18 protein-coding genes are annotated in these 25,170 nt (G+C 50.8%); 7 read left to right on the top strand and 11 right to left on the bottom strand.

The window, feature by feature from the left end; all coding sequences use genetic code 11:
• Positions 1-8: 8 nt before the first annotated feature.
• A complete protein-coding gene (locus QZN53_RS05280; protein ID WP_163437841.1) occupies positions 9-1,181 on the top strand; it encodes a sugar transferase in 1,173 nt (390 codons plus the stop codon).
• 80 nt (positions 1,182-1,261) lie between these two features.
• Here QZN53_RS05280 and QZN53_RS05285 read toward each other — a convergent pair whose 3' ends face one another.
• Both QZN53_RS05285 and QZN53_RS05290 read right to left on the bottom strand, forming a co-directional pair.
• Positions 1,262-1,777 (bottom strand): OmpH family outer membrane protein, encoded by a 516-nt coding sequence (locus QZN53_RS05285; RefSeq protein ID WP_088628615.1) that lies wholly within the window; start codon positions 1,775-1,777, stop codon positions 1,262-1,264.
• Between the two features lie 9 nt (positions 1,778-1,786).
• Complete coding sequence (locus tag QZN53_RS05290; RefSeq protein WP_294651978.1) at positions 1,787-4,537, bottom strand: POTRA domain-containing protein; 2,751 nt, start codon at positions 4,535-4,537, stop codon at positions 1,787-1,789.
• 168 nt (positions 4,538-4,705) lie between these two features.
• On the opposite strand from QZN53_RS05290, the gene QZN53_RS05295 reads away from it, so the two are divergent.
• The gene (locus QZN53_RS05295; protein WP_163437843.1) at positions 4,706-6,499 is read left to right on the top strand and encodes an ATP-dependent endonuclease; all 1,794 of its coding nucleotides are present in this window, start codon (positions 4,706-4,708) and stop codon (positions 6,497-6,499) included.
• Here the strand turns inward: QZN53_RS05295 and trpS are convergent.
• The 4 genes from trpS to QZN53_RS05315 are packed head-to-tail and all read right to left on the bottom strand — an operon-like array spanning position 6,496 to position 10,371.
• Entirely contained in the window at positions 6,496-7,491 is a 996-nt protein-coding gene (gene trpS, locus QZN53_RS05300; protein WP_088628612.1) for a tryptophan--tRNA ligase, read from the bottom strand. The genes QZN53_RS05295 and trpS overlap by 4 nt on opposite strands.
• A 15-nt stretch (positions 7,492-7,506) precedes the next feature.
• Entirely contained in the window at positions 7,507-8,448 is a 942-nt protein-coding gene (locus QZN53_RS05305) for a UDP-glucuronic acid decarboxylase family protein (protein WP_163437844.1), read from the bottom strand.
• A 31-nt stretch (positions 8,449-8,479) separates the two neighbouring features.
• Positions 8,480-9,502, bottom strand: a complete 1,023-nt coding sequence (locus QZN53_RS05310) for a GGDEF domain-containing protein (protein ID WP_163437845.1) — start codon at positions 9,500-9,502, stop codon at positions 8,480-8,482.
• Between the two features lie 29 nt (positions 9,503-9,531).
• Entirely contained in the window at positions 9,532-10,371 is an 840-nt protein-coding gene (locus QZN53_RS05315; protein ID WP_283429977.1) for a type III pantothenate kinase, read from the bottom strand.
• A gap of 70 nt (positions 10,372-10,441) precedes the next feature.
• On the opposite strand from QZN53_RS05315, the gene QZN53_RS05320 reads away from it, so the two are divergent.
• A complete protein-coding gene (locus tag QZN53_RS05320; protein ID WP_163437846.1) occupies positions 10,442-11,347 on the top strand; it encodes a DMT family transporter in 906 nt (301 codons plus the stop codon).
• On the opposite strand, the gene QZN53_RS05325 is transcribed toward QZN53_RS05320, so the two are convergent.
• Positions 11,337-12,947, bottom strand: a complete 1,611-nt coding sequence (locus QZN53_RS05325) for a Na+/H+ antiporter NhaC family protein (protein WP_163437847.1) — start codon at positions 12,945-12,947, stop codon at positions 11,337-11,339. The two genes, QZN53_RS05320 and QZN53_RS05325, sit on opposite strands and share 11 nt — an antisense overlap.
• A 227-nt stretch (positions 12,948-13,174) precedes the next feature.
• On the opposite strand from QZN53_RS05325, the gene QZN53_RS05330 reads away from it, so the two are divergent.
• The 4 genes from QZN53_RS05330 to bioB all read left to right on the top strand — a co-directional run bounded on the left by QZN53_RS05330 (position 13,175) and on the right by bioB (position 19,327).
• The gene (locus QZN53_RS05330) at positions 13,175-14,806 is read left to right on the top strand and encodes a hypothetical protein (RefSeq protein ID WP_163437848.1); all 1,632 of its coding nucleotides are present in this window, start codon (positions 13,175-13,177) and stop codon (positions 14,804-14,806) included.
• Positions 14,807-15,194: 388 nt separating this feature from the next.
• Complete coding sequence (gene argF, locus QZN53_RS05335; RefSeq protein ID WP_072800117.1) at positions 15,195-16,154, top strand: ornithine carbamoyltransferase; 960 nt, start codon at positions 15,195-15,197, stop codon at positions 16,152-16,154.
• 178 nt (positions 16,155-16,332) lie between these two features.
• A complete protein-coding gene (locus QZN53_RS05340; RefSeq protein ID WP_163437849.1) occupies positions 16,333-18,294 on the top strand; it encodes a hypothetical protein in 1,962 nt (653 codons plus the stop codon).
• A gap of 61 nt (positions 18,295-18,355) precedes the next feature.
• Positions 18,356-19,327, top strand: coding sequence for a biotin synthase BioB (bioB, locus tag QZN53_RS05345; RefSeq protein ID WP_163437850.1), 972 nt, complete (start codon positions 18,356-18,358; stop codon positions 19,325-19,327).
• 221 nt (positions 19,328-19,548) lie between these two features.
• On the opposite strand, the gene QZN53_RS05350 is transcribed toward bioB, so the two are convergent.
• The 4 genes from QZN53_RS05350 to carB all read right to left on the bottom strand — a co-directional run bounded on the left by QZN53_RS05350 (position 19,549) and on the right by carB (position 25,167).
• Positions 19,549-20,085 carry a hypothetical protein gene (locus QZN53_RS05350; protein WP_163437851.1) on the bottom strand — a complete coding sequence of 179 codons (537 nt, stop codon included), beginning with the start codon at positions 20,083-20,085 and terminating at the stop codon, positions 19,549-19,551.
• A complete protein-coding gene (locus tag QZN53_RS05355; protein ID WP_163437852.1) occupies positions 20,085-20,876 on the bottom strand; it encodes a hypothetical protein in 792 nt (263 codons plus the stop codon). The genes QZN53_RS05350 and QZN53_RS05355 overlap by 1 nt, the downstream gene beginning before the upstream one ends.
• Before the next feature lie 54 nt (positions 20,877-20,930).
• On the bottom strand, positions 20,931-21,734 hold the full coding sequence (locus tag QZN53_RS05360; protein ID WP_163437853.1) for a hypothetical protein: 804 nt from the start codon (positions 21,732-21,734) through the stop codon (positions 20,931-20,933).
• Between the two features lie 214 nt (positions 21,735-21,948).
• Positions 21,949-25,167: a carbamoyl-phosphate synthase large subunit gene (gene carB / locus QZN53_RS05365; protein ID WP_163437854.1), complete on the bottom strand. Its 3,219-nt coding sequence runs from the start codon at positions 25,165-25,167 to the stop codon at positions 21,949-21,951.
• Positions 25,168-25,170 lie beyond the last annotated feature (3 nt).

A 25,170-nucleotide genomic window follows, 5' to 3' on the forward strand; every position in this document is an offset into this window, starting at 1 on the left:
TTAGCGACATGGAACAGGAATCCGTTAACCCGGCAATTGGCTCAATTCTCGACGAGCAAAAGCTAAAGAACATTGTCTATCCGGCAAAGCTCTTTAGAACGCGTTTGAACGAAGAATTTATGCGTGCAAACCGCACCCGCAAGCCGTTCCTGTATATCAAGATGTATTCGCACCAGTACGACTTCTTTGGTTGGGGCAGCCCGAACAAGACGGTCGAAAACACCTGGCGAATCAGCATTTTGACGATGTTTTCGCACTTGCGCTTTATCGATGTCTTGGGCTACCTTTCCGATGGTAGCGGTCTCGGCATTATCCTGCTGAATTCCGACCTCTCGGTGCTGGAATCGATTCGCAAAGAGATTTTGCACAAGCTGAACGATGCAGGCCTTATCCAGACGCTCCGCATCAACCCGAAGAAGCCGATCTTCGAGGCCTATATTTACACGGGGCTCCAAGAAAAAGAGAACCTGGAACTCGAAGACAAAATCAAGGACTTCAACAGCGCAAACGGCCGATTCTTCTCGCTGACGCGTTTGAACTTGGACCACATCTGGGAACACCCGCACACCATTCGCTACCGCCACATGGTCAAGCGCATTGTCGACGTGACCTGCACCAGCATTGCGATTGTGCTCTGCTCTCCCCTGCTTCTGTTCTGCGCTGCTGCAGTCAAGCTCAGCGACCCCAAGGGTCCTGTCATCTTCAAGCAGACCCGCGTAGGCAAGAACGGCAAGCTGTTCACTATGTACAAGTTCCGCAGCATGTACGTGGACGCCGAAGAACGCAAAAAAGAACTCCTGGCCCAGAACGAAACGGGCGGCAAGACTTTCAAGATGAAGAACGACCCGCGTATCTATCCGTTCGGTCACGTGCTCCGCAAGTTCAGCCTCGACGAACTGCCGCAGTTCTTCAACATCATCAAGGGCGACATGTCCATCGTAGGCCCACGTCCGCCGATTCCGTCCGAAGTGGCGGAATACGAGCCCTGGCACCGCATGCGCCTTTCCGTAACGCCAGGTCTCACCTGCATTTGGCAGGTCAGCGGCCGCAGCAACATCAGTTTCGAAGGCCAGATGCGCCTCGACAACGACTACATCAAGCGCAACGGCAAGCTGAGCGACGACGTCTCGCTCATCCTCAAGACCTTCAAGGTCGTGTTCAAGGGCGAAGGCGCGTATTGATGTGGAATGAATAATTAGAGATGTGAAATGAAAAAACCCGCTCATCGCGGGGTTTTAAATTTTTTCAAGCTTTTCGAAAACTATCGGTTGTTCAGGTAATCCAGAACTTTCTGGGTCAGGTCGTTTTCTTTTTTCCAGAACACCACTGCGCCCGTTGCACGGTCGACCACCATGTCGTAACCTTCTTGCAGAGCAATTTCGTTAATGGCCTTACGAATCAACTGAATGATTGGGCCGCTCACCTTTTCGTTTTCAGAAATCAGTTCACCTTTGCGGCCGTACACGCGGTCGATAAAGTTCTTGAGTTCCATGTCCTTCTTGTTGTATTCGGCTTCGAGCTCGCGCTTCTTTTCGTCGCTGAGCATCAGCACCTGCTTATCGAGCTTTTCCTTGATGGCAGCAAGTTCCTTTTGCAGCAAGTTGCCCTGCTGTTCCCACTTAGCCACCTGACGGTCGTATTCTTCCTGGGCGCGCTTGGTGCCCTTGTAGCCGTCAAAGATCAGCTTGGAATCCACATGCGCAATGCGCAGGCCGTCTTCGGCGAACGAGACAGTCGCAAACGCAAGCACTAAAACTATCAGCAGACGCTTAAGCATAAAGCCTCCTTAGAATCCTTGGCCGATAACAAAGTTGAATTGCATGTCGCCCACTTCGGTACGCTGGGTGCCACTATAGGTTTCGCCCACATCAAGCGGCCATGCAAAGTCGAAGCCGATAATACCGAGCATCGGAACAATCACGCGGAAACCGAAACCGATATCCTTCTTGAGGCTCGTCGGATCCCATTCATTGAGCGGGTTCCTAGAGGGTTCAGGCACCTTGGTACGCGGGTTGTAGCGTTCACCGAACACGTTACCGGCATCAAAGAAGAACGGCAACAGGTAGAAGGTCTGCGGCACAAGACCGAGCTGCAGTTCAGCACCCGTGTACTGGTAGCTGCGGCCCAAGCGACGGTAACCGATAGAGCCCGAGCTGTAACCACGCATCATGCCTTCGTAGCCCATCACGCCACCCATGGTATAAAGCGTGCGGTACTGCAACTGGTCACCAAAGATTACACCGTACTGGTTCGTAAGAGCAATGGCCAAGCGGTCGCGGAACAGCGGGAACCACCACTTCACCGTAAGTTCGGTCTTCACGAAGTTGAAGTCACTGAACAGCACATCGTCTGCCCACTGGATATCGAGCACATAGCGAGAACCTTCAGTCGGGAACTGCGGCAGGTTCTTGTCGTCACGCAACAGGCGGAAGTTCAAGGCAGATTCCACACCGGTGTACACCACGTAGCTGTCGTCAATGTTCGGGCCCTGCTTGTTCATGAGCCAGCTGTAACCGATCTGGCCGTAGAAGTAGTCATCGGGCCACTTGAGGCGCTTACCCAAGTAGACAGAACCACCGTAACGGGTAATGTCGGGGTCATCGTACTTGGACATGTTCCACCAGGAGTAGCTAAGGCTTGCACCCAGGGTAATCGGCTTGTCCATGAACCAGGGTTCCTGGAAGCTGATAGAAGCACTCTTCTTGTCGGCACCGTATTCCACGCTGAACGATGCTGCCTGGCCGTCACCCATACAGCAGTTCGGAATAGACACGCTAGCCGTACCCACGACACCGTCGCTTTCGCTATAAGAAACGCCCAAGCTGAACTGGCCGGTACCGGCTTCCTTTTCTTGCACGGTAAAGTCGAGGTCCACATCCTGTTCGCCCACAACCTTGATGTCGGGTACGACCATGTCGAAGTAGTTGAGCTGCATGATTTCACGGAAGCTACGTTCCAACAGGGACTGGCGGTAAGTATCGCCCGGATACAGGCGGACTTCGCGACGGATCACCTTTTCGTTGGTCTTGGTATTGCCGTGGATATGCACCTTGTGAATCTGGGCCGGCAGGCCTTCGGTCATCTTGTAAGACAGGTTCACAATAGAATCGTTTTCGAACGTACGGGTTTCTTCGTACTGGGCAAACAGGTAGCCGTCTTCGCGGTAGGCATCCAAGAGAGCCTTGCGAGAAGCATCGTACTTGTACTGGTCAAAGACTTCACCACTGTCGAGGCGGTAGGCATAGGCAAGCATCTTGTCGTTGAGCACTTCGTTACCCGAGAAGTGCAAGCCACCCATGTAGTACTTACGGCCTTCAATCATGTGGATATGAATGAGGATTGAGCTAGAGGTCTTGATATTGTCGTACTTGTTGAGGACCGGGAACATGTCTTCGATCATGTAGCGGACCATCAACTTTTCTTGATAGGTAGAGCGCTTCTTGACCTTGCGCAGAGAATCGATCTTGGGGTTCTTCCACTTGCGGCCATCGACAATGTCCAAGAATTCCTTACGGGCATTTTCGTAGCGGATAATGTCGTTCAACATCTTCCAGGCATCTTCTTCGGCCTTAACCGTGACCTTAGGTCTAGACACCCACGGCATTTCGCCCACTTCGCGGTGTCTGCGGAAGAAGTGCGTCACCTGCATGGTGGGCTTACCCGCCATCTTGTAAAGCGGCGTTGCGGAGTCACCCAAAGCGAGGTTCAACTGCTTGTAAAGGACTTCCAGGTTTTCGCCCAGCGGAACCATGCGGCCCATATAGAACAAGCAGGTGGAGTCCGGCAGGTATTCGGCGCTGTATTCGGTGAGTTCAGCATCCAGATAACCGAAATGACGAATGGCATTCAACACCGTGTCGCGGTCGGCTTCAAAGATGTTTTCCTTGAATTCGCCACCGCCCCACCACTGGTCAAGTTTTGTGACCATGTGTTCCATAATGTCTTCGGCAGGCACATGGTCGTTGCCCTGAATATCGAACTGGCGGACTTTGACCTTCTCCCCTTCGCGGATAAGGAAGGTCACCATATTCTTGTTTTCGTCGACCGGCGTTTCGCGGTAGCCCACTTCGGCAAGCAGGTAGCCTTCGGCGCGGTAGAAGTCCAAAATAGCCTGGCGGTCACGTTCCAACTGGCTCTTGCTATAAACCTGACCCGGAATCATACGGATCTTGAGTTTCAAATCTTCTTCGGATTCTTCGTCGCAGCCTTCGAATACAGCCGTATCCAAAGCCGGGAGTTCCTTAATCTTGAAAATGAGGTCGACATCGGTGCCATCGCCCACGTAGTCAATCCAGGCGGTCACATCGTCAAAAAGGCCAGACTTGTAAAGGGACGTCACCGAAGACTGCACCTTTTCGGTCAGGGCCGTCGGAGAATAGCTTTGTCCATCGCGAATACCGATACGGCTAAGGACAGCGCGGTCATCCATGTGGACGGTTCCTTCAACCTTGACCTTATGGATCTTATTTTCGACCATATAGCTCTCGGACATTTCGGACATGTCCAAAAGCTGGGCCTGAGCAAGCCCTACAAACACAGCAAATAAAAACAGCCAGCGAAAGCGCAGAATAAACCTACCTATAAACAAAATTCGGGACAAAAATACAAAAGTTACAAGCGCGAGACCTGCGCGAACCTTTCCAAAAAGTAAAAAAAACGGCATTTTTAGTATCCGCACCCCACACTTTTTATATACATTCAGTGTATGACACCACAAGCACTGAGATTATCCGAGATAACTATTTCGAACCTGCGTTCTATTCAGAGGCAGACGTTTCCGCTCAGTAGCTTTACCGCACTCATTGGCTACAATAATGCCGGCAAAACGAACATTTTGATGGGCATTCGCTGGCTTTTGTCCAAATTTTCGCTAGACATTTCGTATTTTGACGACCCCAACGACCCCGTAGAAGTCATCGGCGTCTTTGACGGCATTACGGAACAAGTCCTTAACCGTTTGGGCGAAGAATACGCCGCCGAAGTGCGACCGTTTTTGCAGAACACGCCGCAAGGCCCTGGCCGCCTGCGCGTCAAAAAAGTACAGCGCATACCCAACGAAAATCCGGAAGCTCTTGAACTTTTCGTATTCGTGCCAAGCAATCACCGCAAGGGCGACAAGCGCGAATGGGTGCGTCCCAGCGAAGCATTCAAGTTCGCGTACCACCGCATGTTCCCCGAATCGATTGCCATTTGGGACTTTGAAGGGAACCAGGCGTTCACCAAGCTTTTGCATGAAATTTTCAAGCCGCTTGAACGCCGTTTTGGCAATGAAATCAACACGCTTTTGAACAAATTCAGCGACCTGCTTTCGCCAGACAGCGAAACCCGCGCCGCCGAAATCAACACCTTCGACCGAGAAGTCAACGAAAAGCTTTCGCCGCTGTTCCCAAGCGTCAAAGTGGAATTCGACATTCCCATGCCGACTCTTGAAACTTTCCTCAAGAGCGCAAGCCTTAAGGTCATCGACGAAGATGACGGTTTTGAGCGCGACATTAGCCGCATGGGCGAAGGCAGCAAGCGCGCGATTCAAATGGCATTGGTGCGTTACTTGGCCGACGTCAAGAAGCACCACCACAACCATTACCTGAGCCGCACGCTGTTGCTCATTGATTCGCCGGAACTTTACCTGCACCCGCAGGCAGTGGAACTGGTACGCGTGGCGCTCAAGAATCTTTCGAACGAAGGCTACCAGGTGGTATTCGCCACCCATAGCGCCCAGATGGTTACCAGCGAAGACGTCAGCACCTCGCTACTGATTCGCAAGAACAAAGAGCGCGGCACCTTTATGCGCAAGCGAATGGAAGACGCCGTGCACCAAGTGGTGCAAGACGCTCCGAGCCAGTTGCAGATGCTCTTTAGCCTGAGTAACAGTAACGAACTATTGTTTGCGGACTACGTACTTTTGACCGAAGGCAAGACCGAATGGCGTGTGCTCCCGGCGCTCTTTGAACGCATTACCGGGCAGTCCTTCGCCCTCATTAAATGCGCGCTGGTTCGCCAGGGCGGCGTGAGCAACACCCGCAAGAGCATGCAAGTGCTCGACGCCATGGACATGCCAGTTCGCGCCATCGTGGACTTGGATTACGCGTTTACCACCGCGACCCGCGACGGATTCCTGGAGCCCAACGATCCCGACATCAAGTACTGCCGCGACCTGTTCCGCGAACTGGCCTTCCATAATCATTTGCGCCTGGTGAACGGACTCCCCGTCAACAAACACAGTAACATTAGTGCTTCTACCGCCTACGCCATGATGGCCGAAATGGAAGAAGCGCAACACCCCATTCGTAGCATTCATGCCAAGCTCCGCAACCAAGGCATTTGGGTGTGGACGCGAGGCGCCATCGAAGAGCACTTGGGTCTTGAAGCTAAGAATGAACAGGCATGGAGCAAGTTCATTGAACGCAGCAAGTCTCCGGACTTTATAAAAACACTCCCCGATTACGCAGGAATCGAGGAGTTATGTAGATGGATTATTGAAGGCAGCCACGGAAACTAGTACGTTCCGAGTAACGAGCGGACCTTCTCCATCATTGCTTTAGATTTAACGCGAGCCTTTTCCTTACCGTAGGCAAGAATCTTGTCGATTTCTTCGGTATGGCTGAGCAGGTAGAAGTACTTTTCACGAGCAGGGCCGAGGTGTTCTTCGAGCACATTCTGGAGTTCCTGCTTGGCGTGGCCCCAGCCCATGCCGCCAGCGCGGTAGCGGGCAGCCAGAGCTTCGGTCTGTTCCGGCGTAGCAAACAGCTTGTACAGCTTAAACACGTTGCAAGTGTCCGGATCCTTGGGTTCTTCAATGCCCTGGGAGTTCGTCACGATCTTGCCGATTTTCTTCTTGAGAGCCTTGCTTTCGAGGAAAATGTCGATGACGTTGTCGTAAGACTTGCTCATCTTGCGGCCATCGAGACCCGGGATAATGCCCGTGGTTTCCTGGAACACGGGTTCCGGAATGGTGAACACGTCTTCGCCAAAATGCTTGTTGAACTTGATGGCGATATCGCGGGCAAATTCCACGTGCTGCTTCTGGTCTTTACCGACCGGCACGATGTCTGCGCTAAACATGAGGATGTCGGCATCCATGAGACACGGGTAGCAATAGAGGCCCATGTTCACGTTTGCATCCGGATCTTCGCCAGCGGCTTCGTTCTTCGCGACCTTATCCTTGTAGGCATGGGCACGGTTCATGAAACCCTTCGGCGTAAAGCAGCTGAGAGCCCAGCTGAGTTCGAAAATTTCAGGAATGTCGCTCTGCTTGTAGAACAGGCCTTCTTCCGGGTTCAGGCCAAGAGCAAGCCAGGTCGCCGCAATCTTGTAGATATTTGCGCGCATTTCGGCGCCGTTCTGCACCGTTGTCAGGGCATGATAGTCAGCAATAAAGTAGACCGTATCGTAGGTCTTCGAAAGTTCGAGAGCCGGGCGAATGGCGCCCAGGTAGTTACCCAAGTGAGGTGTGCCGGTGGGCTTGATGCCCGTAAGAGAAATTTTTTTCATGGCGCAAATATAGGTTTATTGTTTATTGTCTTTTAAAAGCTTGTCGAAATACACAATCGTCTTTTCGAGGCCCTGGCGCAGAGGAATCGTCGGTTCCCAGCCGAGAGCAGACTTTGCAAGTTCAATGTTCGGGCGGCGCATCTTGGGGTCGTCACCCGGGAGCGGCTTGTACACGATTTTGCTCTTGGAGCTCGTGAGTTCAAGAACTTCTTTGGCAAGTTCGAGCATCGTGAATTCGCCGGGGTTTCCAATGTTGACCGGGCCAATAATCTTGTCCTGGTTCATCATGCGGATAAAGCCTTCGATCAAGTCGTCTACATAGCAGAAACTGCGGGTCTGGCTGCCGTCACCGTAAATGGTGATGTCTTCGCCCTTGAGAGCCTGCACGATAAAGTTACTGACCACGCGGCCATCGTTCATGAGCATGCGCGGGCCGTAGGTGTTAAAGATTCGTACAATGCGAATGTCCACATTGTTCTGGCGGTGGTAATCCATGAACAAGGTTTCAGCAACGCGCTTGCCTTCGTCGTAGCAGCTGCGAATGCCAATCGGGTTCACGTTTCCCCAGTAGTCTTCGGTCTGCGGGTGCACGGCCGGATCGCCGTAAACTTCGCTTGTGGACGCCTGCAGAATGCGGGCCTTCACTCGCTTCGCCATGCCGAGCATGTTGATCGCACCCATCACGCTTGTCTTGATGGTCTTTACCGGATTAAACTGGTAATGAATGGGGCTTGCGGGGCATGCCAAGTTAAAAATGCGGTCCACTTCCAACAGAATCGGTTCTGTCACGTCGTGGCGGATTAGTTCAAAGCGATGATTGTCGCGCAAGTGGTCGACATTCATCAAACGACCTGTAAAGTAGTTGTCAAGGCAAATGACTTCGTGACCGTCATTCAGCAGACGTTCACACAAGTGACTTCCTAAAAACCCAGCCCCACCAGTTACTAAACAGCGCATATTAAGCTCCAATTATATGAGCATAATATAGCTATTTAACGACTTGGTTCTTACCGTGTTTCTTGCCCCAATAGAGTTTTTCGTCGGCCTGACGGATATATTCCTCGTAGTCCGCAATATTTTCGCCTGTACTAAGGCCAATCGTTGCCGTAATGGAAACTTTAGAATTCTTGTAATAAACCACCTGTTCCGCAAGTTTGGCGCGGAAATTACTCAAAAGTTCCAAAGCGTGGGCATTATCCATCTGAGGCAGGTACAACACAAATTCTTCACCTCCCCAACGAACCGCCACACCATTCTGAGGAAGGCAAGATTCAATACACTTGCTCACCGCAGCCAAGACCTTATCGCCCGTTTCATGGCCATAGGTGTCGTTAATTTTCTTGAAGTCATCCACATCCAACATAGCCACTGAGTAAGAGGTTTCTTTTTCCTCTTTGCTACGCTTCATGATGCCTTCAAAGAATCGGCGGTTATAGAGTCCGGTCAGCATGTCATGATTGATGTTATAGTCCAGCTTTTCACGAGTGGTTTTAAGTTCTATCAAGTAAAGGTTTGACAAATAGAACAGTGTAAACAACGTAATGATCAAGTTCATGATTTTCACAAAAGAGCTGTGAAGCAGTACCAAATCCATCAGTTCCGGGTAAAGGGAATAATTAAAAACGGAAATCATGCTAATTGCAACCGCAAACATAGCTCCAATAAGCTGATATATGTGTTTTTTCCTGTTGGAATAAGGCAGCATAAAGAAAATCACAGCCACCATGCCAATGACAAAAGTCAAGGTACCAAAATGACCGCCAGAAATCAACTCCGTCATGGCAGAGAAAAAGATAATTTCGAAATAGGCAAAAGAAATCCTGAAATTTTCATTCTTGAAAATCGTAAGAATTGAAATGTACAATACAGAGCTAAAGCAGTTTAGAACCACCAGCGGGAAAAGCCCAAACTTCCAAAACAGGAACACGTTAAAAACGTGAACGCACAGACACATAATCAAGAAGATTACGGTCCTATGCTTCGAGAGCGTATTGATAAGATTTTTCGGCATTTGTTTTTCCCCTTCTTACTTGAGAAAACTTATTCTTCTTCTGAGTCCCGCGAGTCATCGCCGTAAGCAGAAGTCGCTGTCCCGTTCAACGCTACTAGCCGTATTCCTCGCAGAGTCAAGAACGGATCGTATTTATCAATCAAGGATGTTCTGCGAGCGATGGTTTTTCCCCAACCACCGGTTGCATAAACAGGCATGTCGTCGCAGCCCATTTCCGTTTTGATTTTTCCGATCAGGAACTCCAACTGAGCAAGGAATCCGTACAGAAGACCTGCACGGATTGCGTCATCGGTATTGTCCGCCACCACAGCCTCGGGCCATTCAATCGTCACGGGCAAAAGGCGAGCGGCCTTTTCCGTCAAGGCATCCAAGCTTGCGTTAATGCCGGGAATAATCACGCCACCAGCAAAGGCGCCATCCTTCATGACGTCAAAAGTGGTCGCGGTCCCCATATCCACGACAATTGCATTCTTGAAGCCAGCCTCGCGCATGGCAACCACATTGCACAAACGGTCGGCACCAGCCATAGACGGGTTCTGGTAATTAATCTGCAAACCCATGCAGTTTTTGGAATTCACCACCTGCACGCGTTTTTTTAGCAACGAATCTAAAGCCTTAATCCAGGGGCGTTCCAAAGCGGGCACCACGGTAGAAAGTCCCACGTGGGTAATCTCTTCGGACTTAATCTTGGAGAACCTCAACAGGCCGCCCACTTTATTCATCACTTCATCAGAGGTCGTTTCCTTGCGGGTGGTCAGACGCCAATAATCAACAACCTTGGTATCCTTAAAAATGCCAATCACCGTGTGGGAGTTACCCACATCGACCACAAAGGAAATCGTATTCTTCTTTTCAGCAGTCTTTTTCATCTGTAAAATTGTCTTTTCCTTAAAAGATATAATTTTTTTTCAAATCTCGAGGATTTCTATATATGTACGCATGACCAATTTATGGTATACGCTTTTGCTCGTTCTGACCGCCGCCATCTGGGGGTCGGGCTTTGTAGCCCAGATTGAGGGCAACGCCTTCGGGCCGTTCACCTTTTCGTGCATTCGTTGCTTTATCGCAGCCGGATTTTTAGCCCTAATTTTCAAGATTCTCGACATTTTCGGCAAAAACCCGCGCAGGCCCCACAACCGCGAAGAGCGGCTTTTGCACTGGAAAGCCGGATTCTTTTGCGGGCTAGCCCTCTGTACCGCCATGAACTTGCAACAGCTGGGAATGTTTCTTGGCACCTCGGCCGGAAAATCGGGATTCTTGACAGCCTGCTACATTGTCCTTGTGCCCGTTGTAAGATTAGTCCTCGGCCACCGCATTTCGGCAAAGACTTGGGCATGCGTTGTCATCACGACCTTCGGACTATACCTGCTGTGCATCAAGGACGGCTTTTCGCTGGAACTTTCGGACGGCGTTTCGCTGTTATGCGCCCTCGCCTTTTCAATCCACATTCTGGTCATCGACAAGTTCGTGAACCTGGTCGACCCGATTCGTGTTTCAGCAATCCAGTTCCTCACCATCGGTGTTTTGACGGCGCCGCTCATGATTGTTTTCGATATGAAATTTCCAGCCATGGACTTTAGCACCGCGGCCGCTGCATTCATCAACCCAAGAGCGGTTGCAGGACTTTGCTTCGCCGCATTCTGTTCTAGCGGAATTGCCTACACATTGCAGATTGTCGCTCAAGATAAAGTAAAACCCACCATAGCTTCGCTTACGATGAGTTTAGAATCGGTATTTGCTGTACTTGCGGGCTGGGCAATTCTCGGGGAACAACTTTCGGCCCGCGAAATCTGCGGTTGCGCCATTATGATGGTCGCTATCGTTTTTGCACAAATTAAGCGCTAGTTTTAGTCTTCTTTTTTGCGGAAGAATTCTTGGTAGCAGATTTTCTGCCGGACAATTTCTTTTGCGGAAAAACGTCCTTGCGGGTAAATCCACGTTGCTTTTTAATAAGCAGCAATCCCCCTACAACCAGCACGATTCCCACCAAAAGGGAGAGCAAGGCACTGCGAGTAAAGCCAGCGACAATGTAGCAGACAAAGCTGATTGCCGCCACACACAAGGCATAAGGCAGCTGCGTTTTCACGTGACTCACATGATTACATTCGGCGCCAGCGCTTGCCATAATCGTCGTATCTGAAATGGGTGAAATATGGTCACCGCAAACGGCACCCGCCATGCAAGCAGAAATCGAGATAATCATCAGATTAGGATCGACACTGGAGAATGCGGCCACCACAATCGGAATCAAGATGCCAAACGTACCCCAAGATGTTCCCGTCGAGAAAGCAAGACCGATTGCGACCATGAATATAATGGCCGGCATAAAGTTCATCAAGGCTGTCGCATTTCCCGAAACGATTCCCGCCACATAGTCCTTTGCGCCAAGCGTATCGGTAACACCCTTCAAGCTCCAGGCAAGCACAAGGATAATGATTGCTGGGACCATCGCCTTAAAGCCCTCGGACAGACTTTCCAGACACTTGTTAATTTTCAAGACTCGGCGACCCATGTACCAAATCACTGTCAGAACGAACGCACCAAAGCTACCGAGAACCAGTCCGACCGAAGCATCGCTTGCGCCAAAGGCATCGACAAAGCCCTTGTGCGCCTCGCCACTCGAGAAGAAACCGCCCGTATAAACCAAGCCCGCCACGCAGAAGATAATCAAAGCCACAATCGGGAAAATCAAGTCAAGCACAGTCCCCTTGGCTTGTTCAATATTCAGGTCTTCCATCTTGGCCGCAATCATGTCTGCCGCCGATTCGCACCTTCTCATCGGTCCAAAATCGACCTTCAAAAGAACAAGGGCAAAAAGCGCCACAATCGTCAGTAAAGCATAGAAATTGAACGGAATCGCCTTCACAAAAAGACCAAGACCATCTTCGCCTTCGACAAAGCCTGTTACCGCTGCAGCCCAGGAACTCACCGGCGCGATAATACAAATCGGAGCCGCCGTAGCATCGATCAAGTAGGAAAGTTTTTCATGACTAATCTTAAATTTATCTGTAACCGGACGCATCACGCTGCCCACCGTAAGGCAGTTGAAATAATCATCCACAAAAATCAGAATACCAAGAATAATCGTCGCTATTTGTGCACCCACTTTAGTTTTGATATGTAACTGCGCCCAGTTTCCAAACGCCGCCGCAGCCCCCGACTTATTCATGAGGGCAACCATTGCGCCAAGCATCACCAAGAAAAACAGAATGCCCACATTCCACGGGTCCGACACCTGTTTGACCATTCCGTTCTTGAACACCGCATCCAAAAATCCGGGAAAACTCCCCTGACTAATGAAAAGCCCTCCGATAAGAACACCGACAAACAACGACGAATAGGCTTCTTTGGTAATGAGAGCCAGGATAATAGCCACAATGGAGGGAACTAAAGCCCAAAAAGTGCCATGAAAATAGGATACCGCTTCTACAGCCTGCTGTTCCATAACCAGATTCCTTATATGAACACCGTAATTATAGTAAATCCTTAAAAAAAGCCAATTTGCGCAAACAACAATAAAAAGACGGATTGACTATTTCGAAAAAGCACTGTTTGTTAACAAAAATTAATGTAAAAAATCGGAACAAAAAGACCCGTTTTTCAAAAAGAAATATATTTTATTTACACATTTACGAGTGCAGAATTCACTACACTCTAATTGGGATTGGATGTATGAAGAAATATAAATACTTGTTGCCAGTGGCAATTATCGCCACCGGTTTTTGGGCATGCGGCGACGAGAACACGACCGCTACCGAATGTACCACAGAGCAGTGTCTCATTGACAAATATGGCGAATTTAACACAGATTCGGCAAATTTAGCCAATCAGCAGACTCACAACGCAGATTCAGGCCTTGGAATTAGCGATGGACCGAACGTGATTGACATGCCGACAGATTCAACAGGCTCCGTCAACCAAGAACCGGTCGTAACGCCTCAAGATTCCAGCCAAACGGATAGTCTCGCCAATGCTCAAAACGACTCAATTCCAAACAATTCTTACACACTCTCGAGTTCTTCGACCATAGAACCGGTTGTTGTATCATCGAGCAGCGGACACCATCATCACACTTCTAGCAGCTCCGTCGGCGACGTAAAACTCGCCGAATCCAGTTCCAGCGAAGAAGTAATTATTCCGCCGACACCCGAGAACAACTTCGTGGAAGACCACCGCAGCGAATGCCAGATCGGCAATATCCCCTCTAGCGTAAACAACGCAAAACTCCCGGACCCGTTCATGGGTCTTGACGGCAAGCGCATTTCCTCGAAGGCCGATTGGAAGTGCCGTCGCGAAGAAATCGGCGCCATGTACGAAAAACTCATGTTCGGCGAAAAGCCGCGCAATCCCGAAAAGGTCGAGGGCAAGAAGTCCGGCAACAAGTACACCGTCACCGTTACCGACAAGGGCAAGTCCGCCTCCTTCGACGTCACCATCAACAGCGCCGGCACCAAGGACAAGCCGAAGCCGGCCCTCATCGGCCTGGACCAGGGATTTGGCTCATGCGGAAGCCTCGGCTCCTCGACCAATGGCTTGGACATCGCCATGATAACCTTCAATACGAACAATGTCGCTCCCGAAAGCGGTGGCGGCAAGTTTTTCCAGCTTTACAACGGCGGCCAGGGCACCATTATCGCCTGGGCATGGGGCGTGAGCCGTCTGATCGACGCTTTGGAAAAAGACCCCGATGCAGGCATCGATGTCAAGCACCTGGCTGTTAGCGGTTGTTCCCGCCTGGGTAAGGCAGCCCTCGCCATCGGCGCTTTTGACGAACGCATCGCGCTCACCATTCCGCAGGAATCCGGTTCGGGCGGCGCATCGCTTTGGCGTGTAGGCGCCCAGGTCAACAAGCAGAAGGGCAAGCAGTTTGTGCAGGGTCTGAATAGCGCGGGTTCCGAAGGAAACTGGATGATCAAGTCGTTCAAGAACTACGATGGCAAGGAAAACACGCTCCCGTTCGACCAGCACATGCTCGTAAGCATGGTCGCTCCGCGTCCGCTCCTCATCATTGACAACGCGGGCCAGGAATGGCTGGGCGAAGTGCCGTCGAACTACTGCGGCCAGGCTTCTCTCGAAACCTACAAGGCTCTCGGCGTGACGGAAAATTACACCTATAGCCAGGAAGGCGGCCACGCGCACTGTTCGCTCCCGAACGGACAGTTTGACGAAGTCAAGGACTTTATGAACAAGTTCCTGCTCGGCAAGGACGCCAAGACGGGCAAGATCGACTACAGCAAGAACACCCAGACCATCAACTTCAACAAGTCCGAATGGATCGACTGGGAAACACCCACTTTGAACTAAAACCCAAAACAAGCTTCCTTGAGAAGACCTCTACAACCTTGAAAGGACCTCTGGCGCAAGTCAGGGGTCTTTTTCGCATGTCTTTTTTGCATATTTTTATGTGTTTTGGGTCGTTTTGCCTTGACAAAGCCCCTAAAATTTTCTCTATTTGGAGGCACATTTTTAAGTTTAACCCTTAACGGAGAAACAACATGCCTTGCGGAAAGAAAAGAAAGCGCAGGAAGATTGCGACTCACAAGCGTAAGAAGCGCCGTCGTCGTGACCGTCACAAAAAGAAACTTCGCTAATATCCGTTAGCATTCTATTGTGATTTCCTGTTAAAGACGGAGTGTAAAAGCTCCGTTTTTTAATTTTTTTTGTTTTACGGGCTTGCCCAAAGGAATCAAAAATGATTGATCGCAACAAGCACTTCCTCCGCCTCATGGACTGGAGCGAAGAAAAAATCCTGGAAACTATCGAAATCGCTTCTCGCCTGAAGGCAGAAGTCCACGCCGGCAAGGTGTCTGACCGCCTGCACGGCCAGAACATCGCCATGTTCTTCGAAAAGCCCTCGCTGCGAACTATCACCACCTTCCAAGTGGGCATGAACCAGCTCGGCGGTCACGCCGTGTTGCTCGCTCCCGATTCCATTGGCCTTGGCAAGCGCGAAAGCGTCAAGGACGTCGCCCGCTGCCTCAGCCGCTGGGTAAACGCCATCGTGGTCCGCTGCTTCAAGCAGGACCTGGTAGAACAGCTCGCCGAATACGGTAGCGTACCGGTCGTGAACGCCTTGACCGACGACTATCACCCGTGCCAGGCAATCGCTTTTGCCCAGATGATTTGCGAAAACCTCGGCGGTTTCAAGAACGCCGATGGCAAGCCGAAGACTGTCGCCTTCATCGGTGACGGCAACAACGTCGCCAACTCCTTCCTCGCCCTCGCCTCCAAGGTGGGCATGAACTTCACGCTCGCCTGCCCGAAGGGTTTCGAACAGCCCGCCAAGGTTGTCGAAGAAGCTCAGGAAGGCCTCAAGAAGCACGGTTGCCAGTACCGCGTATTCCACGACCCGAAGGAAGCCGTCAAAGACGCCGACATTCTCTATAGCGACGTGTGGGTCTCCATGGGCCAGGAAGGTGAAAAGGCCACCAAGCAGTCTCACTTCTTGCCGTTCCAGATCAACGACGAACTCCTGAAGCTCGCTCCGGCTCACTGCAAGGTCAGCCACTGCCTGCCGGCTCACCGCGGCGAAGAAATCACGGACTCCGTGATGGACAACCTCGACGTGAACATGAGCTTCGAAGAAGCAGAAAACCGCTTGCATGCACACAAGGCTGTCCTTTGGCAGGTGATGCCTCCGTTCGCCAAGTAAGCGTCTTTGAAAAGATATTTTTCAGCCCGGCACGCAAGCCGGGCTTTTTTCGTACAAAGAAATCAGAAAACGCCCCAATACAGGCCAATTTCGGCATTACAAACAAACGCAAAATTGACAATAAATTAAATTTACTGTAAGCCATATCAAAAAGGCTGTTTAAAGAAGGGAAAATTTTATGAAAAACGCGTTTCGCAACACCACACGCATTTTAGCATTTTTGCTGTTTACCGCCATATGCGCTCACACATGTGAACTTTGCTCCTACGAAGTCACTCCAGAAAACGTCAAGAGCTACGAAAGCAGCGACAAGCTCAAAGACACCACAAAAGCGTTTGAGATTCTTGACAAATACATCAACTGGTATTTCAATTCTCGCGATGACATGGCGATTCAGTTTTCGCAAGAACTCAAAGACTACCCCCATTTTCTAGAAGCAGCCAACAGGTTCGTGCTAGAAAGTGGGATGATGCGGGAAAAGAAAATCAAGGAAGAAGGCTGGCCAGATTCCATCGTAGACAAAGTATGGCTCAACCAATCCGGCATGGATACACTCAAGAAAAACATTGTATTAGCTTTTCGCAACGATCTCTACCCCCCTACGATACTCAAATTCTTAAAAAATCTGCAAGGAATCCGCTTTGCCGATTCACTGTTCGCACGTCGACACGCATTAAGCCTTTTGGCAGCATCTCTTGACATCTGTTCCAAAGGAAACGACGCGCCTGCATTTCCCGATTCTATCCATTGGAACGATGACGAAATAGACAATCTTTTGAAAATCGCAGACAAACTAGATTCCATCCGAATAAAAAGTTCTCTTGAGAAAGACAATTCAGCAAACAATAATACAGAAAACAATGTATCGAAATCAGAATCTTTAAAAAATTCCTTGGGCCCGTACAAGAGCCGTTCTTGCAGTGAAGAAGATTGGTTCAGTGCAATAACCCTGCTAGACACACTCTACTCCAGGTTGTTGGAAAATGCCGTCAACACGGTAACAAATATCCAAATTAGCTCTTCTGAAACAACCCCCATCACATGGCACGCCAATGGCTGCGGCTGCAGCCAACAGAAGGAACTCAGCTCCGATGGTTACCTCATATATCCTTACTGGCACATAAAAGAAGGCGGCGACACCATCGATTTTTCGACCCTAAACAGAATTGCCTATTACGGACTGACAGTCTCTGATGATGGAAAACTAGAAACACCTTCGGGTTTGTCTGCCATAGACTTTTTCGACCGAGACGGGCAAAGCGAATTTATCAACGTTGCGCACAGGCACAATGTTAAGGTAGACTGGATTATTAAAAAGAGCGAATGGGGCCCCCTTGTGGAAGACGGCCAAAAAATGCAGGATTTTTTTGTCAATCTTATCGATCAAATCGGGCAGCTCGTCAACAAGAAAAACAATTCCATGCTTGAAAGATTTGCCGCAACGCTCTCCTCAAACGACAAAGACGCCAGCAATCGCGGAGACGGTGTAATTCTCTGGTTCCAAAACTTTCCCACCGACCGGGAAAACACGCAACTTTTCAAAAGTACATTCTTAAAATTACGCAAAAAGCTAAAAGCAGCGAACGAATCCGCATCCGCCAACTTGCTCATGTACCAACTGGATCTCACTGAAGAAAAGGGCATCTACAGCTTCGATTTTTCGCACGGTCTCCTGGAAAACCACAAAAATGCAAACAACTTTTTGATGGTAATCAGCGACGAGCTACCATTGAACAACAACATTCGCAAGCAAGAGATCTATGACGATGACGCTCCCATGTTGTGGATCGATTACAAAAAATGGAATCAGATCGAAGAAGACGTTTCACATGAACACCAAGGGTCAATCACCGACTTCTTCTGCCCCCACCGTTTTGAATTCCGCTTGTTAAATATAATCGTATGCTTCTTGGCGTTTGTATTATTACTCTGCTACTTTATTTCTCGCGCCATCAGGACAAAGCTTGACAAGCACTTTATTCTTTTCATTGGAGCTGTCGTCGCTTTACCTGCTCTTACAACAACCATACTCGCCATTTTCGATCCTGCAGCAACCCGACTTCTATTCTTACCCCTCGCCGTGGTGGTGATTTCAGCAGTCGCAGCATCATTACGCAAGGTCCTTCTAAAAGCATGCTAATCCTCTAAAGCAAGGGCGTAGATTTTTCTATATTTATGCCTGCTTTTAAAGGAGCGTTAGCATGTCCTTTATTCAAGACCTTAAAGAAAAAGTGTTGGGCGGATCCGAGATTTCTCGCGAAGAGGCAATCCAGCTTTTGAGCGAAGATTTGCAGGAACTCTGCGATGCCGCCAACGAAATTCGCGAAAAATTCCACGGCAACGATTTTGACTTTTGCTCTATCGTGAACGCTCGTAGCGGGCGTTGCTCCGAAAACTGCAAGTACTGCGCCCAGAGCAGCTACTACCATACCGGTGCCCCCGAATACAAGCTCCTCAGCGCCGACGAAATCGTGGCTGATGCCAAGAAGAAAGAAGCCGCAGGCATTCCGCGTTACTCCATCGTGACCTCGGGCCGTACGCTTTCGAACCGCGACGTAGAACAGATTGGCGAAGCCATTCGCCGCCTCAAGAAAGAAACCAAACTTTCCGTATGCCTTTCGGCAGGGCTCTTGAACCGCGAGCAGTTCGACAAGCTCAAGGAGGCGGGCCTCACCCGCTTCCACAACAACCTGGAAACTTACCGCAGGCATTTCCCGGACGTGTGCACCACGCACACCTATGACGACAAAATCGGGGCACTCCAAAACGCCCTTGCCGCAGGCCTTGAAATCTGCAGCGGCGGCATCATGGGCCTTGGCGAAACCATGGAAGACCGAATCGACATGTGCCTGGACCTCCGCAAACTCGGCGTCAAGTCTACGCCGGTGAACGTGCTGAACGCAATCCCGGGCACGCCTTACGAGAACCTCCCGAAGCTCACGAACGATGAATTCTGCCGCATCGTAGCGATTTACAGGTTCATCAACCCGAAGGCGTTCATCCGCCTCGCAGGCGGCCGCGGAGTTCTCGGCGACGATGGCAAGCGCGCCTTCAAGAGCGGCGCCAACGCTGCCATCACCGACGACATGCTCACCACCGCAGGCGTCAACAGTTGCAAGGACTTCGAGCTCGTTAAAGGCCTCGGCTTTACCCCACACGGGTTTATCGGCTAATATATTCCAACTTGGAATATCGAAATCAAAGAAAATCGTACCACTTTAGAAATAAAGTGGTATATTAATGATTGAGCCCTTCTGGTGGATAAGAAGCGCCGGCGTCGCAGCCGTTCCAGTCAGCAATCGCGAGCCGCAAGTCTCTAGACGAGACAGACCCACCAGAGCGGCTTTTTTTGTACTCCATTTTCCCGGACGCAATGCGTTCCGGGATTTTTTATTCAATCTTTCGCGGGCTGATCCCAAGGGAAAGCGACCGCGGAACTATCACCAGCGCCTATAGAAATCGTCCAGTTTTCCGGAGCTTGATCAGGAACATTCAACGCAAGCGAAATAGGAAAAGCGAAAAGACTGGCCACAACTAAAGACCCGCCCACAAATGTTTCAAGCTTTGTATTTTTACCGGTAAGCACCAGCAAAAATTTCGCAATTTCTTCGGCATCACGCCTTGCAGTATTCGTTGACTCGACAGCATTCATTATACGCTTGCCGAATTCACTGTCTTTACGGGCCACAAGCAAATGGCCGTACACAACGTCACCCTTACGGATTTCCAGAAGCATTTCCTTGTCGAAGGTGCGGTCAAATCTGCAACTGTGGGCCGATTCGCAGACTAATTTGCCATTCTGGTAAAAATCGTAATCATTGCCTTCAGCAACCGTAACCCAAAAGCCATTATCGGAAGCAGTCTTCCAAGAATGCCCAGAGCACCCCACAAGTACTATCGTCAACAACAATGCAATAACAGACTTCATCATTACCACCACACCTGCACGCTAGCACTCCACCCGTGGGCATTGTTATAGCTGTCATCAGACTTCTTCTCAAGATTGCAGAAGTTGTACAGATAACGGACATCTAAAGCGAAAACCGTTTTATAATCGACAGGTTTAAAAAGAACACCCGTCTTCAAGAAAAAGGCAAAGCCTTCGGGAGCTTCGTCAATCTTGTACTTTTTAGAATCGTAGTCAAGATAAATTAAGCCGGCACCAGGCCCCACAAAAGGAGAAACTGTTCGGCCATCAAACACATAGGCAGCCGAAAGAAACGCGCCCAAATAACTAAAATCGTCACCCAGCCCTTCGTCAAAGCCCCAGTTTACATCTAGCGACAAAAGGAGGTTCTTGCGAAGGTAATTCGCAACCAAATCAACCGATGGCGCGGCCGCAAACTCCGGAGCAGCGAACCCGATTGCACCAAGGCCAACGCCCAGCTTAAAACTTCCTTCCCGTTCAAACTTTTTTGTATTCACGACCAAATCCGCAATAGGGGCAAGGTCCTCCGGCGTATAGGCCATATGCTTGTAAGTCCAGATTACATCTTTGTCGTCGGAATCCAGCAGACTATAAACCACCACGATGCCGTTTTCCCAGCTCTGCATCTTGATTTGCAAAACGAAATCGCTTTCGGTTCCGCATTCAACAAACCGCACCTCATTTTTATCCGTCAGGGATTCCTTGGTCAAGCGCACAAGCTTATCGGCGTAATCCTGATGCACACCGTCCAATTCCACTGCAGGAATGCACACGTTTGGTTTCGCCCAAAGCATGGCACACAAAAGAACAATTAAAGCAGCACAGAATTTCATAAATGCTTCAATTCATCAATAGAGAATGATGGCGCCCCAACTGAATTTCGACCAGCCGTCATTATACATCAAGGATTCCGGGCTGTACTCCATATAAAAACCAAACGGTTTCTTCAAATCGAAAAAGGCGTTCACCCCCAGAGTCATTACGTTTTTACGGAATGCATAGGCCGGATAATTTTCATGTCCATCGCCCAAAAATATCGGCATCGGGTCATAGTTTTCCGCCGTAGAGCCACCACTATTCAAGGCCATTCTTTCGTAATTCGCATAGGCTCCCAGCGCAAACGATTCGCCTAGATTGAATAGGGCGCCCCCACCAACATTGTACAGGATAAAACCATCAAAGCGTCCCTTCGGATTTCTCACTTCGGGATCATAGTATTCTTTCTGCTTGTTGGAATAATAGCCGCCCACAAAAGAGGCTCCCGCTCCCAAATAGAACGGGCCAACCCACTGCACAAAACTCGGCCTAAAGCCGACATCCATCGGGATCGTTACCGGAACAGACAGGATCAGGCCTCCTTTTTGCCCCGCGAGCGAATAATCAAACGAACAAAGGTTAAAGTTCGCCTTGGCCGAAAAGCCTCCCACCGTAGTGCTATAACGCGGAGACGAAATCATATGATCGTCGTCTGATGACACCGTCATTATACCCACGTCAATAAAGCGGTATTTGTTATTCCCTTTCGAATACTTGAGAACCGCCGCCTCCCCCAGCATGTTTCCAGAAGAAGTGACAGCGCACCCCGTAAAAGAGAGCACAAATGCCGCAATAGCGAGCAAAGCAAAGATTCTTCTGGCAATCAAATGATTCATGGTGGCAAATATAAATTTCCTTGCAAACAAAAGAAAACACCCCGCCGCTTTTGGCGACGAGGTGTAATATTTTCAGGATTGATGGAGACTACACTTCTTCAATAGAAGCGTGGTATTGACGCCTACGGCGTCAGCGGCTTCGGCTCAGCCATGCCAGAGTGCAAGCACTCTGTCGCGACATTCGCCTTGCACGCTACTCCTGGAGGCTCTTCAGTTAAATCTCTTCAATGCTTGCGTGATATTCCTGAAGAGATTTAACAGCGCCGTGGCCGTTGCGGGCAGCGGCGATGCCCTTCACGGTGTTATAGGCACCGGCGAGGGTCGTGATGTACGGAACCTTGTACTTAATGGCGGCCTTGCGGATAGCGCTTTCGTCCTTGATGGCGTCGCGCTTTGCCCACGGCGTGTTGATGATGAGGTTCACCTGCTTGTTCAGGATAACATCGAGAACGTTCGGGCGGCCTTCAGCAATCTTGTTCACCACTTCACACTTGACACCGGCAGCTTCGTAGAACTTGGCGGTACCTTCGGTAGCGTAAATCTTGAAGCCGAGCTTCTGGAATTCCTTGCCGATTTCGATGGCCTGTTCAGACAAGTTGACCTTATCAGACAAGCTAATCAGCACGGCACCTTCGTTCGGGAGGAAGGAACCTGCGGCTTCCTGGCTCTTGTAGTAGGCCAGGGCGTAGTCGTCGGAGAGGCCGAGCACTTCGCCGGTGGAGCGCATTTCGGGGCCGAGAACCGGGTCCACCTTCGGGAACTTGTCGAACGGGAACACAGCTTCCTTGGCGCCGTGGTGGTTGAACTTCTTGTCCTTGAGCTTGAGGTCTTCGAGCTTGGCACCGAGCATCAGGCGGGTGGCGAGGCGGGCCATCTGCGTGTTACAGACCTTGGAGACCAGAGGCACCGTGCGGGATGCACGCGGATTCGCTTCGAGGACGAACACCTTGCCGTCTTCGATAGCGTACTGCATGTTCATGAGGCCGCAAACGTGGAGAGCTTCAGCAATCTTGCGGGTGTAATCCTTGATGGTTGCCAAGTTTTCCTTAGTGATGGTCACCGGCGGGATAATGCAAGCGGAGTCACCGGAGTGGACACCGGCAAGTTCAACGTGTTCCATCACAGACGGGATGTAAACGTGTTCGCCGTCAGAAAGGGCGTCGGCTTCACATTCGAGAGCATTGTGGAGGAAGCGGTCGATGAGGAGCGGACGATCCGGGGTCACGCCGACAGCCTTGGCAACGTATTCGCGGAGCATGTTTTCATCGTAGATGACTTCCATGCCGCGGCCGCCAAGCACGAAGCTCGGGCGGATCATCACCGGGTAGCCACCGATCTGCTTGACGCAAGCGAGGGCTTCGTCGATGTTCGTGGCCATGCCGCTTTCCGGCATCGGAATGCCGAGCTGGTCCATCATCTTGCGGAACAGGTCGCGGTCTTCGGCGATGTCGATGGAGTCGATGCTCGTACCGAGAATCTTGACGCCTTCGTCGCTCAGGGCGCGGGCGATATTCAGCGGAGTCTGACCACCGAACTGCACGATCACGCCAGCCGGCTTTTCCTTGTGGTAAATCTGGAGAACGTCTTCGAGGCTGACCGGTTCGAAGTACAGCTTGTCGGAAGTATCGTAGTCGGTAGAAACCGTTTCCGGGTTGCAGTTCACCATGATGGTTTCGTAACCCATTTCGCGGAGGGCCATTGCAGCGTGGCAGCAGCAGTAGTCGAATTCGATACCCTGACCGATTCTGTTCGGGCCACCGCCGAGAATCATGATCTTCTTCGGGTTGTTAGAAGCGGTAGATTCGTCCTTGCAGTTGTAGGTGCTGTAGTAGTAGTACTGGTCCTTCACGCCGCTCACCGGCACTGCGCACCAGCCTTCGACCACGCCGAGTTCCGTACGCTTCTTGCGCACGTCCTTTTCGCGGATGCCGAGGATCTTGGCGATGTACTTGTCGCTGAAGCCGTCCTTCTTGGCCTTGATGAGGAGTTCATCGGCAGGCAGGCGGCCCGGAGTCTTGAGCATTTCTTCTTCGAGCTGAACAAGTTCGCGCATCTGCTGCACGAAGTAAGCCTTTTCGTAGGTGGCGGCGAAGATTTCTTCGTCGGTTGCACCCTTACGGAGGGCTTCGTACATCTGGAAGTGACGTTCAGAAGAAGCGGTCTTCATCATTTCAAGGAGTTCTTCCTTGCTCTTCTTGTTGAAGTCCTTAGCAAAGCCGAGGCCGGAACGACCGTTTTCGAGGCCGCGGATAGCCTTCTGGAGGGTTTCTTTGTAGGTCTTGCCGATAGCCATGACTTCGCCCACGGCCTTCATCTGGGTGCCGAGGCAGTCATCGACGCCGCGGAACTTTTCGAATGCCCAGCGAGCGAACTTGAGCACCACGTAGTCACCGCTCGGGGTGTACTTTTCGAGGGAGCCATCGCGCCAGTACGGAATCTGGTCGAGGGTAAGGCCTGCGGCGAGCTTTGCAGAAATGAGGGCGATCGGGAAGCCGGTAGCCTTGGAAGCAAGGGCAGAAGAGCGGCTGGTACGCGGGTTGATTTCGATAATCACCACGCGGCCGGTCTTCGGGTCGTGAGCGAACTGCACGTTGGTACCGCCAATCACGCCGATGGATTCCACAATCTTGAAGGCCTTTTCCTTCAGTTCTTCTTCGAGCTTCTTGTCGATGGTGAGGAACGGGGCTGCGCAGAAGGAGTCGCCGGTATGCACGCCCACCGGGTCGATGTTTTCGATGAAGCAGATGGCGATCATCTGGTTCTTGGAGTCACGCACGACTTCAACTTCCAGCTCTTCCCAACCGAGGATGGATTCTTCGATGAGGCACTGGTGCGTCATGGAGAGTTCAAGACCGTTGGAGCAAATGGTGCGAAGTTCTTCCACGTTGTAGCAGAAACCGCCGCCTGCACCACCCATGGTGTATGCCGGGCGAACGACAACCGGGTAACCGATTTCGGCCACAATCTTTTCGGCTTCTTCCACAGAGTGGCAAATGCCAGAGCGCGGAGTATCGATGCCGAGCTTCTGCATGGTTTCCTTGAAGATTTCACGGTCTTCGCCGCGTTCGATAGCGTCGAGGTTCACACCGATCACCTTCACGCCGTACTTGTCCAGAACACCAGCCTTGCTAAGAGCAGAGGCGAGGTTCAAGCCAGTCTGACCGCCCAAGTTCGGGAGGAGGGCCTGCGGGCGTTCCTTTTCGATAATCTGGGTAAGGCGGGCAACGTTCAGCGGTTCGATGTAGGTGGCATCGGCCATGACCGGGTCGGTCATGATGGTAGCCGGGTTAGAGTTCACGAGCACAATCTTGTAACCCTGTTCGCGCAGGGCCTTGCAAGCCTGGGTGCCGGAATAGTCGAATTCGCAAGCCTGACCGATCACGATCGGGCCAGAACCGATGATAAGGACTTTATCGATGCCTTCAATCTTCATTTT

Origin of the sequence: uncultured Fibrobacter sp., from assembly GCF_900316465.1 — a bacterium.
Lineage (GTDB): Bacteria > Fibrobacterota > Fibrobacteria > Fibrobacterales > Fibrobacteraceae > Fibrobacter.

Bases quoted from the DNA above. Each gene is read 5' to 3' on its own strand.
- QZN53_RS05280 (WP_163437841.1), top strand. From the start codon at position 9: ATGGAACAGGAATCCGTTAACCCGGCAATTGGCTCAATTCTCGACGAG.
- QZN53_RS05285 (WP_088628615.1), bottom strand. From the start codon at position 1,777: ATGCTTAAGCGTCTGCTGATAGTTTTAGTGCTTGCGTTTGCGACTGTC.
- QZN53_RS05295 (WP_163437843.1), top strand. From the start codon at position 4,706: ATGACACCACAAGCACTGAGATTATCCGAGATAACTATTTCGAACCTG.
- trpS (WP_088628612.1), bottom strand. From the start codon at position 7,491: ATGAAAAAAATTTCTCTTACGGGCATCAAGCCCACCGGCACACCTCAC.
- QZN53_RS05305 (WP_163437844.1), bottom strand. From the start codon at position 8,448: ATGCGCTGTTTAGTAACTGGTGGGGCTGGGTTTTTAGGAAGTCACTTG.
- QZN53_RS05310 (WP_163437845.1), bottom strand. From the start codon at position 9,502: ATGCCGAAAAATCTTATCAATACGCTCTCGAAGCATAGGACCGTAATC.
- QZN53_RS05315 (WP_283429977.1), bottom strand. From the start codon at position 10,371: ATGAAAAAGACTGCTGAAAAGAAGAATACGATTTCCTTTGTGGTCGAT.
- QZN53_RS05320 (WP_163437846.1), top strand. From the start codon at position 10,442: ATGACCAATTTATGGTATACGCTTTTGCTCGTTCTGACCGCCGCCATC.
- QZN53_RS05325 (WP_163437847.1), bottom strand. From the start codon at position 12,947: ATGGAACAGCAGGCTGTAGAAGCGGTATCCTATTTTCATGGCACTTTT.
- QZN53_RS05330 (WP_163437848.1), top strand. From the start codon at position 13,175: ATGAAGAAATATAAATACTTGTTGCCAGTGGCAATTATCGCCACCGGT.
- argF (WP_072800117.1), top strand. From the start codon at position 15,195: ATGATTGATCGCAACAAGCACTTCCTCCGCCTCATGGACTGGAGCGAA.
- QZN53_RS05340 (WP_163437849.1), top strand. From the start codon at position 16,333: ATGAAAAACGCGTTTCGCAACACCACACGCATTTTAGCATTTTTGCTG.
- bioB (WP_163437850.1), top strand. From the start codon at position 18,356: ATGTCCTTTATTCAAGACCTTAAAGAAAAAGTGTTGGGCGGATCCGAG.
- QZN53_RS05350 (WP_163437851.1), bottom strand. From the start codon at position 20,085: ATGATGAAGTCTGTTATTGCATTGTTGTTGACGATAGTACTTGTGGGG.
- QZN53_RS05355 (WP_163437852.1), bottom strand. From the start codon at position 20,876: ATGCTTTGGGCGAAACCAAACGTGTGCATTCCTGCAGTGGAATTGGAC.
- QZN53_RS05360 (WP_163437853.1), bottom strand. From the start codon at position 21,734: ATGAATCATTTGATTGCCAGAAGAATCTTTGCTTTGCTCGCTATTGCG.
- carB (WP_163437854.1), bottom strand. From the start codon at position 25,167: ATGAAGATTGAAGGCATCGATAAAGTCCTTATCATCGGTTCTGGCCCG.